This is a genomic window from Lysinibacillus sp. NPDC056959 (assembly GCF_042674095.1).
GTDB classification, from domain to species: domain Bacteria; phylum Bacillota; class Bacilli; order Bacillales_A; family Planococcaceae; genus Lysinibacillus; species Lysinibacillus zambalensis.
In genome coordinates, this window is sequence record NZ_JBHURE010000046.1 from 1 (window position 1) to 14,494 (window position 14,494).

General features: G+C 38.4%; 12 protein-coding genes, 6 tRNA genes and 1 rRNA gene. 16 read left to right on the forward strand and 3 right to left on the reverse strand.

What is annotated here, in order from left to right; translation table 11 throughout:
• A 5S ribosomal RNA gene (gene rrf, locus ACFTQ7_RS24275) occupies positions 1–95 on the forward strand; the annotation flags it as partial.
• A 127-nt stretch (positions 96–222) separates the two neighbouring features.
• Here the strand turns inward: rrf and mbcS are convergent.
• Positions 223–1,800, reverse strand: coding sequence for an acyl-CoA synthetase MbcS (mbcS, locus tag ACFTQ7_RS24280; protein ID WP_386831830.1), 1,578 nt, complete (start codon positions 1,798–1,800; stop codon positions 223–225).
• A 269-nt stretch (positions 1,801–2,069) separates the two neighbouring features.
• Between mbcS and ACFTQ7_RS24285 the strand changes: the two genes are divergently transcribed.
• The 13 genes from ACFTQ7_RS24285 (at position 2,070) to ACFTQ7_RS24345 (ending at position 9,899) form a co-directional block, all read left to right on the forward strand.
• A tRNA-Asn gene (locus ACFTQ7_RS24285) sits at positions 2,070–2,146 on the forward strand.
• 127 nt (positions 2,147–2,273) lie between these two features.
• A tRNA-Glu gene (locus ACFTQ7_RS24290) sits at positions 2,274–2,348 on the forward strand.
• A 73-nt stretch (positions 2,349–2,421) separates the two neighbouring features.
• A tRNA-Val gene (locus ACFTQ7_RS24295) sits at positions 2,422–2,497 on the forward strand.
• Positions 2,498–2,511: 14 nt separating this feature from the next.
• Positions 2,512–2,595: transfer RNA gene (locus tag ACFTQ7_RS24300), tRNA-Tyr, on the forward strand.
• Between the two features lie 17 nt (positions 2,596–2,612).
• Positions 2,613–2,687 (forward strand) — tRNA-Gln (locus ACFTQ7_RS24305).
• Positions 2,688–2,699: 12 nt separating this feature from the next.
• Positions 2,700–2,772: transfer RNA gene (locus ACFTQ7_RS24310), tRNA-Lys, on the forward strand.
• Between the two features lie 218 nt (positions 2,773–2,990).
• Positions 2,991–3,896 carry an arginase gene (rocF, locus tag ACFTQ7_RS24315; protein ID WP_349659506.1) on the forward strand — a complete coding sequence of 302 codons (906 nt, stop codon included), beginning with the start codon at positions 2,991–2,993 and terminating at the stop codon, positions 3,894–3,896.
• Between the two features lie 133 nt (positions 3,897–4,029).
• Entirely contained in the window at positions 4,030–4,593 is a 564-nt protein-coding gene (gene sigW, locus ACFTQ7_RS24320) for an RNA polymerase sigma factor SigW (protein WP_197143159.1), read from the forward strand.
• A gap of 13 nt (positions 4,594–4,606) precedes the next feature.
• Positions 4,607–5,233, forward strand: a complete 627-nt coding sequence (locus ACFTQ7_RS24325) for a zf-HC2 domain-containing protein (protein WP_349659505.1) — start codon at positions 4,607–4,609, stop codon at positions 5,231–5,233.
• Between the two features lie 149 nt (positions 5,234–5,382).
• Positions 5,383–6,219 (forward strand): diadenylate cyclase CdaA, encoded by an 837-nt coding sequence (gene cdaA, locus ACFTQ7_RS24330; RefSeq protein ID WP_197143161.1) that lies wholly within the window; start codon positions 5,383–5,385, stop codon positions 6,217–6,219.
• Complete coding sequence (locus ACFTQ7_RS24335) at positions 6,212–7,321, forward strand: CdaR family protein (RefSeq protein ID WP_386831834.1); 1,110 nt, start codon at positions 6,212–6,214, stop codon at positions 7,319–7,321. The genes cdaA and ACFTQ7_RS24335 overlap by 8 nt, the downstream gene beginning before the upstream one ends.
• Before the next feature lie 299 nt (positions 7,322–7,620).
• The gene (gene glmM, locus ACFTQ7_RS24340; RefSeq protein WP_349659503.1) at positions 7,621–8,973 is read left to right on the forward strand and encodes a phosphoglucosamine mutase; all 1,353 of its coding nucleotides are present in this window, start codon (positions 7,621–7,623) and stop codon (positions 8,971–8,973) included.
• Positions 8,974–9,377: 404 nt separating this feature from the next.
• A complete protein-coding gene (locus tag ACFTQ7_RS24345) occupies positions 9,378–9,899 on the forward strand; it encodes a type 1 glutamine amidotransferase domain-containing protein (RefSeq protein ID WP_386831836.1) in 522 nt (173 codons plus the stop codon).
• 58 nt (positions 9,900–9,957) lie between these two features.
• On the opposite strand, the gene ACFTQ7_RS24350 is transcribed toward ACFTQ7_RS24345, so the two are convergent.
• Positions 9,958–10,530 carry a hypothetical protein gene (locus ACFTQ7_RS24350; protein ID WP_386831838.1) on the reverse strand — a complete coding sequence of 191 codons (573 nt, stop codon included), beginning with the start codon at positions 10,528–10,530 and terminating at the stop codon, positions 9,958–9,960.
• Entirely contained in the window at positions 10,520–10,861 is a 342-nt protein-coding gene (locus tag ACFTQ7_RS24355; protein ID WP_197143166.1) for a PadR family transcriptional regulator, read from the reverse strand. Before ACFTQ7_RS24355 ends, ACFTQ7_RS24350 begins: the two co-directional genes overlap by 11 nt.
• Before the next feature lie 741 nt (positions 10,862–11,602).
• On the opposite strand from ACFTQ7_RS24355, the gene glmS reads away from it, so the two are divergent.
• Complete coding sequence (glmS, locus tag ACFTQ7_RS24360) at positions 11,603–13,405, forward strand: glutamine--fructose-6-phosphate transaminase (isomerizing) (protein ID WP_386831841.1); 1,803 nt, start codon at positions 11,603–11,605, stop codon at positions 13,403–13,405.
• Between the two features lie 414 nt (positions 13,406–13,819).
• Positions 13,820–14,326, forward strand: coding sequence for a GrpB family protein (locus ACFTQ7_RS24365; protein ID WP_386831843.1), 507 nt, complete (start codon positions 13,820–13,822; stop codon positions 14,324–14,326).
• The last annotated feature ends 168 nt before the right edge of the window (positions 14,327–14,494 follow it).

Consider the following 14,494-nt stretch of genomic DNA (forward strand, 5'->3'; position numbering starts at 1 on the left):
GTCACACCCGTTCCCATACCGAACACGGAAGTTAAGCTCTTTAGCGCCGATGGTAGTTGGGGGCTTCCCCCTGTGAGAGTAGGACGTCGCTAGGCGCAAAAAGTCGCTGCTGATAATCTCAGTAGTGGCTTTTTTTTTATATCCAGAAGAATATTAAATAAAAGCAATATATAAAGGAGACATTTCACCAATTACTTGGTTAAAATGTCTCCTTTCTTTATTTTATACAGTTGCAGCTCGTAGCTCTATACGACGAATCTTCCCAGAAGTTGTTTTTGGTAGCTCATCGATAAAGACAATGCTTCGAGGATATTTATAAGGTGCTGTTAATGCTTTAACATGCTCCTGTAGTTCTTTTGTTAACTCGGCCTCATCACGATCTTTGAAGCCTTCTCGTAAGATGACAAAGGCTTTAACAATATGTCCTCTAATTTCATCTGGTGCTGCGACTACAGCACATTCTTGTACAGCTTCATGTTTATTTAAAGCATCCTCTACCTCAAATGGTCCAATTGTATAGCCTGATGAAATAATGATGTCATCTCCTCGGCCTTCAAACCAGAAGTAGCCGTCTTCATCGCATTTAGCTTGGTCACCAGTAATATACCAATCTCCACGGAAGGCTGCTTGTGTACGTTCAGGCTCACGATAGTACTCTTTAAATAGAGCAGGAGATGATTTATGTACCGCAATATCTCCAACTTCGCCAATTGGTGCCTCGTTACCCTCATGATCAATGATACGAACAATATTGCCTGGAGTAGGAACACCCATTGAACCAGGACGTAATTCAGAATTTACGAGCGTGCCGATTAATAAAGTATTTTCCGTTTGGCCATAGCCATCGCGCACTTTAAGACCAAAGTTGTTCATAAATGTTTCGATGACTGGTCGATTTAACGGTTCACCAGCAGAAACAGCGCTACGTAGTGAAGATAGATTATAGTCTATTAAATTATCAAGCTTCGCCAAAATGCGATATTCTGTTGGAGTACAGCATAATACATTGACTTTCTCATCTTGAAGCAGTTGAAGGTATGTTTTTGCATCAAATCCTCCATGGTATACAAATGCAGTAGCGCCCAGCATAATAGTCGATAAAAATGGACTCCAAATCCATTTTTGCCACCCTGGAGCTGCTGTAGCCCAAACTAGATCACCTTCACGTACACCAAGCCATTGAGAAGCCGCGGTTCTAATATGCGCATATCCCCAACCGTGTGAATGAACAGCTCCTTTTGGTTTACCAGTCGTGCCTGATGTATAAGAAAGAAATGCCATATCATCTCTTTTCGTCGCAGCTGCTTTAAATGTATCTGGCTGTGTACTAGCCAATTCATTTAAAGACGTCCAATCACCTGTAGCAGAACCTATAACTAATTTATTATTTAAAGCTTCTACTGAAGAAGTAATACGATCTACTTCACTAGTAAACACTTCATAGGCAATTACTGCCTTTGCAGAAGAGTGCTCCATACGATACTCTAAATCACTTGCACGTAACATTTCTGAGCATGAAATAGGAACAATTCCAGCCTTTAGACATCCAAGAAAGACAAAATAAGCTTCAGGCAGACGTGGAATAATAACTAATACGCGATCGCCTTTTTGAAGCCCCTTCTTCGTTAAGACATTCGCGTATTGATTCATTTTTTGAACAAGTTCAACATAGGAAACCGTTCGTCGCTCCTGTTGAGTATTTAGCCATCTTATTGCTTGACGATCACTATCTTGAGAAAATTTCTCCAATTCCTCTGTAATATTATAGAATTCTGGTGCAATTAAATCGTTTGTTACCATGTGAACATTCCTCCCCCAAACTAATTTAATAGAAAATTCTTAAAACTATCTTTATTTTATCAATTACAATAATATACAGCAAGAATATACTGTACATAAAATAGAAATATTAGATTTAATAGAGAACTATTAGGTTTTTAGTTAATGCACAGGAATGCTTCGACAAAAAACAAAAAAAATTTTACAATAAGTATTGCATAATTTATAATGCTTGATATAATAATAAATGTACTTGAGAGGTTTTTAAAAACCGAATTGAATAGTATTGTTCCGAAGTAGCTCAGTTGGTAGTAGCACCTGACTGTTAATCAGGTTGTCGCAGGTTCGAGTCCTGCCTTCGGAGCCATTTTTTTGCCCATTTATAATGATGATGTTATACATATAAAAAAAGTACAAAAAAAGTTTAAAAAAGTATTGCATCGAACGTAAAAAAATGTTATTATAATTATTGTCTTGTTCGAGACATCTGAAATGGCCCCTTGGTCAAGTGGTTAAGACACCGCCCTTTCACGGCGGTAACACGGGTTCGAATCCCGTAGGGGTCACCATTTTTAAAGCTTTGTAGTAATGCGAAGGCTTAAAAAGAAAAATAACTGTGAAGAAATAAACACCTGATTCTATGGAGGATTAGCTCAGCTGGGAGAGCATCTGCCTTACAAGCAGAGGGTCGGCGGTTCGAGCCCGTCATCCTCCACCATAATGTGTTATTTCGGAGGGGTAGCGAAGTGGCTAAACGCGGCGGACTGTAAATCCGCTCCTTAGGGTTCGGCGGTTCGAATCCGTCCCCCTCCACCAGTTTTTTTATATATGATTGGGGTATAGCCAAGCGGTAAGGCAACGGATTTTGATTCCGTCATGCCTAGGTTCGAATCCTAGTACCCCAGCCATTTATATTCTTTGAGCCATTAGCTCAGTTGGTAGAGCATCTGACTTTTAATCAGAGGGTCGAAGGTTCGAGTCCTTCATGGCTCACTTTTATAGAATAAAACATATTCAAAAGTGTAACATTAACTACAGATACTAATCTCTTGCTGAAAACAGCAGGAGATTTTTTTATGCTCTTTTTAACTCCTTACCGATCCAGGTACCGAAGTATAATTAATTGTATAAATATTCATATAATTGTTAGGTTGAGCCATGTAGGATCTAGGCTATACAATAGACTTACAAGTTAAAGGGGGTATAAAAAAATGAATAAACTAAATATTTCTATTATTGGAGTGCCGACAGATTATGGGCAAACTCGTAGAGGGGTAGATATGGGTCCGAGTGCCATCCGTTACGCAGGTGTTGTAGAGCGCTTAGAGGCAGTTGGGCATGAAGTACATGATCAAGGGGATATACGTGTTAGTCAAAAAAAAGAAGGTACAATTGTTGATAAACAGTTATTAAATTTAGAGGAAGTTATCGATGTGAGTACATCTTTGGCTAATAGTGTGAGTAAGGCATTGGAACAAAAGGAGTTTCCACTTGTACTTGGTGGCGATCATAGCATTGCTATAGGCACACTAGCTGGGCTTGGTGAGCATTTTAAAAATTTAGGTGTTATTTGGTTTGATGCGCATGCGGACCTTAACACGCCTGAAACGACACCTTCTGGTAATATACATGGCATGCCGTTAGCTGTTAGCATTGGGCTTGGTCATGAACGCTTAGTGAAAATTCGTAATAATGTACCAAAAATTAAACCTGAAAACGTCATTATTATTGGAGCACGTTCCGTAGATCCAGGAGAACGTGAATTAATTAGTCAGCAAGGAATCAAGGTGTATACAATGCATGAGGTAGATCGTCTTGGAATGACGCGTGTAATGGAAGATGCGCTTGCCTATTTAAGAGCGCGTGATATAGATGGCTTGCATTTATCACTTGATTTAGATGGATTAGATCCACTTTATACTCCTGGGGTTGGGACGCCTGTACCTGGTGGGATTACGTATCGAGAAAGCCATTTGGCGATGGAAATGCTTCAGGAATCAGGTATGCTAACATCTGCTGAATTTGTTGAAGTTAATCCGATATTAGATGAAAAGAACAGAACAGCTGATGTTGCAGTAGCATTGATGGGCTCCTTATTTGGTGAAACCTTAGTTTAAAGATATTTGACAAAAAATTGCCTATTGCCACAATGTATAAAAATCTTTTGCTATAATTAATAATAAAATGAAACTTTTCTTATCGATGGGTCGTATAGTATAAGACAGTTGTAAAGGTGGAGAAATCAACACAATGGATGCGTTAGTAAACAAGAGAATAAAACAAGTGCTTAAAGGTGATCAAAACGCATTTGCAGATATTGTGAGTCTCTATCAGCACAAACTGTACCAAGTATGCTATAGGATGTTAGGGAACAAGCAAGAATCTGAAGATATTACACAAGAAGCGTTTGTTCGAGCTTATATGAATTTGCATACTTTTGATCAGAAAAGAAAATTTTCGACGTGGCTTTATCGCATAGCGACAAACCTTTGTATAGACCGAATCCGGAAGAAAAAGCCGGATTATTATTTAGATGCGGAAGTAGCTGGTACAGAAGGGCTTGATATGTATTCGCAGATCGCAGCAGATGACCAGCTACCAGAGGAACAGATCGAGCAAATGGAACTGCAAGACCGCATTCAATATGAGATAGGACGTTTGCCGGATAAATACCGTTCAGTTATAGTATTGAAATATATTGAAGAATTATCATTACAGGAAATTAGCGAGATTTTAGATATGCCTCTTGGAACGGTGAAAACGAGGATTCACCGCGGACGTGAAGCATTACGTAAGCAATTAAACAATCTGTAGGAGGGGGAGCGTCATGAATACTTGTCCAGAGCATATTATAGACTATATCCATGATTATTTAGATGGTGACATTAGTCGTGAGCATGAGCAAGAGTTGAAACGCCATTTGCATACATGCAATGATTGTAAACAATTGATGCAGGAATTAAGTGAAACAATCGCCTTTGTGAAGAGTGCTTCCCACATTACAGCACCTCCGCATTTTGAAGAAGCCGTCATGGCTCGTTTACCGAAACCAAAAAGTCGTGTAGGCATGCAAAAATGGATTCGCCGGCATCCATTCTTTGTGGCAGCAGCAGTTTTTTGTTTATTCATGAGTGCAACTTTACTAGGTAATTTCATGGATGACCAACATTTCTCTGTGACTAAACAACCAAACCTTGTTGTTGAAGGTCAAACGGTTATTGTACCGGAGGGAGAAGTTGTAAAAGGCGACATAGTTGTTAAAAATGGTGATTTAATTGTTGAAGGTGAAGTGGATGGCAATGTTACCGTTATTAATGGACAGTATATGGCATCTTCGGCAGTTGTTTCAGGAAAAATAGAAGAAATTGACGAAGTATTTGAATGGCTTTGGTATACGATTAAAAATTCAGTAAAGTCTGCTGTAACATTCGAGGAGAACCAAGCAACTAAATAACACTCTATACGTCCTAATAAATAGTGCACGTGAGAGGCTGAAAGGTCTACTCTTTTGAGTAGACTTTTTATTTGAAAAAAGTTACATTTGTTAAGAATGTGCTATACTTAAATGTGTATGGATTCGCAATGAAAAGTGGGGGATGCCACGTGCAAATTATCGAACATTTCGCTAATTTAACACCTGTGAATATTGTTATTAACTTATTAGATGTACTGCTCGTATGGTACGTTATTTATAAAATTTTAACCCTCATTAAAGGTACGAAGGCTGTCCAATTATTAAAAGGAATATTCGTAATTATTATTGCGCGCCTTGCTACAGAATTTTTGGGGTTAGAAACGTTAGGGTGGATGTTACAACAAGTTATCGATTTCGGTTTCTTGGCGGTTATTATCATTTTCCAACCTGAAATAAGACGCGGTCTTGAACAAATTGGTAGAGGGAAACTATTCCAACGTTCAATTAATCAAGTTGAGGAAGAACAAACTAGGCTTATTGAGGCGATGAAGAAATCTGTTAGTTATATGGCCAAACGTCGTATAGGGGCGTTAATTTCTATTGAAAAAGAAACTGGTCTTAATGAATATATCGAAACGGGCATAGGACTAAATTCCGAAATTTCATCGGAGTTACTTATTAACATTTTTATACCTAATACACCGCTTCATGATGGAGCAGTGATTATGCAGAAAGATAAAATATCGGCAGCAGCTTGTTATTTACCGCTTTCTGAGAGTCCATTTATCTCTAAAGAGCTTGGGACACGCCACCGAGCTGCACTTGGCTTAAGTGAAGTGACAGATGCCATTACTATTGTCGTATCAGAAGAAACTGGTGCCATTAGTCTTACAATGAATGGCAATCTACATCGAAATCTTTCTTTAGAGGAATTCGAAGGACTGTTACGTAAAATGTGGTTCGGATTAGCACAGGAGTCAAATGCAGCCTCTAAGTTAACTTGGAGGGGGAAAAAGAATGGATAAAATGATGGATAGCCCTTGGGTGTTACGAATCGTCGCACTATTTCTAGCCTTTTTGTTATTTTTCTCCGTTCGTACCGAATTATCTCCTAAAAGTAAAACAATATCGAGTGAGCAAACAGAGGTAATTCGAGAAGTACCTGTAGATGTTTTTTATGATGATAAGAACCTCATTGTTACAGGTATACCTAAGACGGTGGATGTTACGATAAAAGGTCCAATGCCACTTGTAATGAAAACAAAGGCAACGAAGGATTTTTCTGTATTTGTGGATTTGAGTAAATTACTTATAGGCGAACATAATGTTAACCTACAATACGAAAACATTTCTGATAAGTTGCAAGTTACATTTGACCCTGAGACTGTTAAGGTTAACATTGAGGAAAAAGTAACACAGGAGTTTCGAGTTGACCCTGAGATGAGTAATCGTTTACTTGAAGAAGGGTATATTTTAAATGGCATGACTGCTAATCCAGCTACGGTGTATGTAACAGGTGCCAAAAGTGCAATTGAAAGAATTAGCTATGTAAAAGCTACTGTAACGGGTGAACAAGGCTTGAAAGAATCGTTCTCACAGGTAGCGGCAGTTCAAGTGCTAGATCGTGATTTAAATAAGCTAGACGTTACGATTGAACCAGAAACAGTGAAGGTACAAGTAGATATTGGAGCATACAGCAGGGAGTTGCCTGTAGTGCTTAAGGAAATAGGGGAAGTGGCAAATGGTATTTCCGTTAACCAATTAACATTTAGCCCTACAATGGTGAGGGTATACGGTAGAAAATCTATCCTAGATAGTTTAACTGTCATACCAATAGAGGTTGACTTATCGAGAATTACAGAATCAAAAACTTATGAATTTGATGTGAAATTACCAGAAGGTGTGACAAAAATATCTGAATCAAGGATTAAAGTGAAAGCGGACGTTACGAAGGTAGAGCAGGAGAAAACAACAACTACGACAACAACAACTACTAACCCTCCTGCTCCTACACCTAATCCACCGCCTACACCTACACCTACTCCTCCACCTAATAAGGAGGAACCGGACACTCCTTCTGAGGACAACACGCCACCAACAGAAAAAACAGAAGATGTTGATTCTTAAACAATAACTGACTATAATTTTATTTTGATTCAGTAGAGATTTCGTTCTCTATCGGTAGGGTATCATTTTCGGTTTTGAAACATTAACGAAAACGATTGCTCGGGCTAAAATCAAAATACCCTATGCTCAATTTATCTTCGCTGATTTACAAGTCCGAATAAATGGGCGTAGGGGTAAAATGAATAGTTACCAGAAAATGAACGAAAATAGACTTTTCCAAAAGTAAGCAGACGAGTGATCTAGTTGTCAGTGTAGACAAGCGTAACCACCGTCTTGCATTGAAGGAGAGAATAATCAAAATGGGTAAATATTTTGGAACAGATGGCGTCCGTGGCGTCGCGAATAGTGAATTAACACCGGAGTTTGCATTTAAGCTTGGCCGCGTAGGTGGCTACGTTTTAACGAAGGATGCAACGGACCGTCCAAAGGTTTTAATCGGTCGTGACACACGTATTTCAGGTGAAATGCTTGAAGGTGCACTTGTAGCTGGTCTTTTATCAATCGGCGTGGAGGTAATGCGTCTTGGTGTTATTTCAACACCAGGTGTGGCTTACCTTACTCGAATTATGAGCGCAAATGCAGGCGTTATGATTTCAGCTTCACATAACCCAGTTGCTGATAATGGTATTAAATTTTTCGGTCCTGATGGCTTTAAACTAACAGATGCGCAAGAGGCTGAAATCGAAGCAATATTAGATGCACAAGAAGATACATTGCCACGTCCAATCGGGGCAGATTTAGGTTCAGTAAGTGACTACTTCGAGGGTGGACAAAAATATATTCAATATTTAAAGCAAACAGTGACTGAAGAATTTGAGGGCATCCATGTAGCATTAGATTGTGCACATGGCGCTACGTCTTCACTAGCTACACACTTATTCGCAGATTTAGAAGCGGATATCTCAACAATGGGTGCCTCACCAACAGGCTTAAATATTAATGAAGGTGTCGGTTCAACACATCCAGAAGTATTAGCTAAATTTGTTACAGAAAAAAGTGCTGACGTTGGTTTAGCATTCGATGGCGATGGTGACCGTTTAATCGCAGTAGATGAAAACGGTAAAATTGTTGATGGTGATCAAATTATGTTCATCATTGGTAAGCATTTAAATACAGTTGGTCGCTTGAAAAAACAAACAATCGTGTCAACGGTTATGAGTAATATGGGCTTCTACAAAGCTGTTGAAGATAACGATATGCACAGTGTACAAACAGCTGTAGGTGATCGTTATGTCGTAGAAGAAATGCGCGCTAATGATTATAATTTAGGTGGCGAGCAATCTGGTCATATTGTTTTCCTAGACTATAATACAACTGGTGATGGCTTATTAACGGGTATTCAGCTTGTTAACATTATGAAATCTACAGGTAAAAAACTGTCAGAGCTTGCTTCTGAAATGAAAATTTTTCCACAGCGTTTAGTCAACGTACGTGTAACAGACAAGCATGCTGTGACGGAAAATGCAAAAGTTGCTGCAGTAATCGCTGAGGTAGAAGCAGATATGGCTGGTAACGGTCGCGTGCTAGTGCGTCCTTCTGGTACTGAGCCACTTGTACGAGTAATGGTAGAAGCTGCGACAGAAGAAGACTGCGAGCGTTACGTAGAGCGTATAGCAGATGTTGTACGTACTGAAATGGGCTTAACGGAATAAATAGTTTAGCTTCATTCATATACTTCCTCTGAAGTTGTAAGATGAATGCGAATATAGTTCCTTTCCAAACATCACTGAAATAGAGGAACTCAGTCTAAGAACGCCACGTCCTGTGGCAACGACTGAGTGACCAACATCGTGTTGGCCTAAAGCCTCCAGCGGATGTCACAGATTTTTAATTGTGCAGGCACAATTGAAATCCAGACGGAATTACGCCAAGGCGAAATTTATCAACAACTCGATTTCCTTTCAAAGGAGGTCGGGTTTTTTTATTAGGCTCAGAAATGTGACGGATAGAACGATTTTGTGTTTCAAGTATTGAAAGCCTTCCGACGAAATGAATGTTTTCAAAGAGAATGGGAACAGTAGTACAGAGTCACAATGACAAGGAGTGTTGTATTGCAATGGCTAAAATTGCTACGGTAATTACTAATATGTTCGAGGACGCCGAATTTACGAGTCCTAAAGGAGCATTAGAAGCGGCAGGTCATGAACTAATAACGATTGATACAACAGCAGGCATTGAGGTAGAAGGTAAGCACGGAGAGAAAGTAAAAATTGATAGAGACATCGATGAGGTAACGGCTTCTGAATTTGATGCATTGTTCATCCCAGGTGGGTTTTCTCCTGATATATTACGTGTAGATGATCGTGTTGTGGCATTTGTAAAGGAGTTTATGGACGATATGAAACCAACCTTTGCTATTTGTCATGGACCACAATTACTCATTACAGCAAAAACATTAAATGGTCGTGACGCAACTGGTTACAAATCCATTCGAGTAGACTTAGAAAATGCAGGTGCAATATTTCATGACGAGGAAGTGTTTGTTTGCCAAAAACAATTAGTCACAAGTCGCACACCGGAGGATCTACCAGCGTTTAATCGAGAAATTGTGAAATTATTAGAGAGTGAAGAAGGCTAAGCATACAAGGCACAAGTGAATGCTTGTGCCTTGTATGTTACATTTAATTAGGACAGTCCTACTTCTTTTTTAACGCGATAATAGCATTGGTAATTTGTCCAAGTCCGATACCAATGATAATGCCAACGCAAGCGCCGATTGCAGTATTAATCCAGCCCCGGTCCAAGAAAGCTTCATAGCCACCGCCAGTTAGAAAGCCGATTAAACCGCCGATACCCAATCCTAAAAATAGAAAACCACCATAAAACAACCCGATCGCCTCATAATCTGCAGGGTCACGATCTTCGTAATACTGTTGGAAACGTTCATTTAAATCCTCAGATTGCTCAGAGTTACTGGCGAATTTCAATTCCTCGCTTGCCTTATGAAAGGCTTCTTGCTCCGTTAAACCTTGTGACATTAAATCATTCATATAATCGCTCATATATAGCATCATGTCGTCTTGTGCTTCTCGACCTTGATCGGAACGCCCTTTAAACTTGGATAGTTGCTTGTCGATTTTATGTTTAGTTTGCCCACTTTTTTTGCGTAGCTTTTCCATATAGGTCATTTCAGCGTCTTGCAAATAGTTCTGAGATTGTTCTTTCGCAAAACGATTAATTCTCTCTTGAATTTCACGACTAAAGCTCATGATTGTTTCCTCCATTATTTCTTAAAATTTCAATACGACTACTTAAAAAATCCCATTTAGCCCAGAAGGACATTAATTTTTCTTGCCCTTGCTCATTAAGCGTATAAAATTTCCTTGGTGGACCCATTTCAGATGGCTTTTTGACAATATTGACAAGACGGTTTCTTTCCAAACGCATTAGTAACGAATAAACAGTTCCTTCGGCTATGCCCTCAAACCCCATTTGCGTGAGATGTTTGACAATCTCATAACCATAGATTTCACCACGGCTGATGATTTCTAATACAATACCTTCCAAAACTCCTTTGAGCATTTCACTCAGATTATCCATGATCTCACCCCTAGGCTAAGCTTTACCTGTACTAAGTGTTGCTAAGTACTGTATATAGTATTGCTAAGTAGTGGTTTTGTCAAACGAAATTAATTATGCCTCGGCATAATTATGTCCAGAATCGGCTTTGTGTTTAGGCCAGCAAGAGGGCATGGAAAAAACATCATATATTTAATAGGAATTTCAAATTAATGCTTTATAGCAGATTGTTTGTCTACACTTTGTCACTAAAAAGTAGGATAAATAGGTGTTTTTTATAACGAAAATTTGACGTATAGCATATGATTGAGTATGATGGAGAAGTTGAATATGAGGTCCGACCTTATCATTTAACGAGAGCGCATAGGAGGGAAGAACGCGCAAAATCGGAAAAACAATTATAGCGCCTGAGCTGAAGAAATTGGACGAAGCTAACTTCAGCAGACGAGGTGGAGGTTTATCGAAAATTCGGCGGATGCCTCCCGATCGACATACCCGATTGTCACTTTTCATTTTGAAAACATTTGAGTGATTGAATGTACAGAAAATGGAGAAGGTATCGTTAAAGCAATAGATAAATAGAAAATCTCAAGTATCGAATAATTACTATTCAGATGGCTGAATGAGTGTTAAGTTTGTGTTTGTATGAGTATGCTTATTTTACGTAAAATCGGCATAGCTTTTACATTCGTAAAAAATTCGATAGGTTGAGGTCTAATTTGTCATTGCGTCAAATTGACAATATCGGAGGACAAGAAATTTATGTGTGGAATTGTAGGATATATTGGTGAAACAGATGCAAAGGAAATCTTATTAAAAGGTTTAGAGAAACTAGAGTACCGTGGTTATGACTCAGCAGGTATTGCAGTACGTAATGAAGATGGAGTAACAGTCTTCAAAGAAAAAGGACGTATTGCTGATTTACGTGATGCAGTAGACGAGGACGTTGCTGCAAAAGTTGGTATTGGTCATACACGTTGGGCAACTCACGGTGTGCCAAACCGTCTGAATGCACATCCTCATCAAAGTACATCAGGACGTTTTACTTTAGTACACAACGGAGTTATTGAAAACTATCATTTATTACAAAAAACATATTTAAAAGGTATCCCGATGAAATCTGATACAGACACAGAAGTCATCGTGCAATTAGTTGAGCTATTTGTAAAAGAAGGTTTAAGTACAACTGAGGCGTTCCGTAAAACTTTATCTTTATTACACGGCTCATACGCATTAGCTCTTTTAGATGCAGAAGCGGCTGATACAATTTTCGTTGCGAAAAACAAATCACCACTTTTAGTAGGTGTTGGTGAAGGCTTCAATGTAGTAGCTTCAGATGCAATGGCGATGCTACAGGTAACAGATCAATATGTGGAGCTACACGATAAAGAAGTCGTAATCGTACACAAAGCTAGCGTTGAAATTACAAAATTAGACGGTTCATTAGTAGAGCGTGCACCATACACAGCAGAGCTTGATATGAGCGATATTGAAAAAGGTACGTATCCTCACTATATGTTAAAAGAAATGGATGAGCAGCCAACAGTTATTCGTAAAATCATTCAAGCATACGAAGGCGAGAATGGCGATTTAACAATTGACGCAAATATTTTAGAAGCATTACGAGCAGCAGACCGTCTATATATTATTGCAGCCGGCACAAGCTATCATGCAGGTCTAATTGGTAAGCAATATTTCGAAAAAATGGCTGGTATTCCAGTGGAAGTTCATATTTCAAGTGAATTTGGCTACAATATGCCATTACTTTCAGAAAAACCATTGTTTATCTTTATTACACAATCAGGTGAAACAGCAGATAGCCGCCAAGTACTTGTGAAAATTAAAGAGCTTGGTTATCCAACATTAACAATTACAAATGTACCTGGCTCTACACTATCACGTGAGGCGGACCATACGCTTTTATTACATGCAGGCCCAGAAATTGCAGTAGCTTCTACAAAAGCATATGTAGCACAAGTAGCTGTACTTGCTGTAACAGCATATGTAACGGCGAAAGCTAATGGCAAAGGCTTAGAATTCGATTTAAAACAAGAACTTGCGATTGCAGCAAATGGTATCCAAACAATTATCGATTCAAAAGATGTATTAGAGGATATCGCAGAGGACTACTTAAAAATCGCACGCAACGCATTCTTCATCGGTCGTAACATCGACTTCTATGTAAGCCTTGAGGGTGCCTTGAAGCTAAAAGAAATCTCTTACATTCAAGCAGAAGGCTTCGCAGGTGGCGAGCTAAAACACGGAACAATTGCCTTAATCGAAGAAGGTACACCAGTGTTTGCCCTTGTCACACAAGAAGCAGTATCATTAAATATCCGTGGTAATGTTAAAGAGGTAGCTGCACGTGGAGCATATCCATGCATTATTGCCATGGCTGGAGTAGACGAAGACGGTGACCGTTTAGTAATCCCTCAAGTTCATGAATACCTAACACCACTTGTATCTGTAGTGCCATTACAGCTAATTAGCTATTACGCAGCACTACACCGCCGCTGTGATGTAGATAAACCACGTAACTTGGCTAAATCAGTGACAGTTGAGTAATTTTATGCAGATACAGGCTTCTTCTTGTTCAGTTACAATAAAGATGTGTACTGGGCAATAAAGATGTATACTTTACAATAAAGTTATATACTGGACAATAAAGGTGTATACTGAATTATCTAGACTTTAAATAATCTTATACTTATATTTGAAAATACGTTATCTTAGCAAAACGCCATTGTGGAAAAACTTCCATAATGGCGGTTTTTTTGTATGATTTTCTGTGAAGAGTTAATAAAGTTGTAAACTGAAATTCAAGATTGTTTTAGTAAAGCTCATTTACTCAATAAAATAAAAATGATATCCCTCCTGTTTTTTTTGGAGTTCTGGGAATAAAAGCTTAGCCACCATTCAAAAAAAAAAAATGTAACTAAAATAAATAAAATACACAAATCCGTTAATCGAGGTGATGAAATGTTAGGGTTACCAAAAGGTGAAGTTTTTTTAACCCCTTGGACAGAAGAATGGGAAAAAGAATTTTTATTAGAAAAAGGAGAAATTCAGAAGAAAATTAGTAAGTATATTGTGGATGTTCACCATATTGGAAGTACCGCAGTAAATTATCTGAGTGCAAAGCCGATTATTGATATTGCTGTTGAAATACATAAATTTAGCGATGGTGAGTATTGTATCTCACATTTAGAAAGCCTTGGATACTCATATCGAGGAACCAACATTTTGCCAGATAGGCATTATTTTAGTAAGGGCGAACTAAGGACACATCAAATCCACATGTTCCAAAGTGGAAGTAAATATCTAATCGATCTGTTGAAATTTAGAGATTATTTAAGAAGTAATGATGAAGCAAGAATTGAATATGAAACGCTTAAACAGAAACTATCAGCAGCAAATAAAAATAATAAACTTAAATATACAGAGGAAAAATCTGATTTTGTTAAGTGTATCTTAGAAAAAAATTAAATACTGTTCTTCAATTAACGGGTGCTTTACTTGAAGTTCATTGAGTTGCATGTGCTTCTCTTTTTTATTGAACTAAACCAGCTAATAGTTTGTCAATAATTTTCTGTTAAAAGTTTAATAGGCACGTGCTATACTAAAAAGTGCATGACAAATAACCTTCCTAAAGTT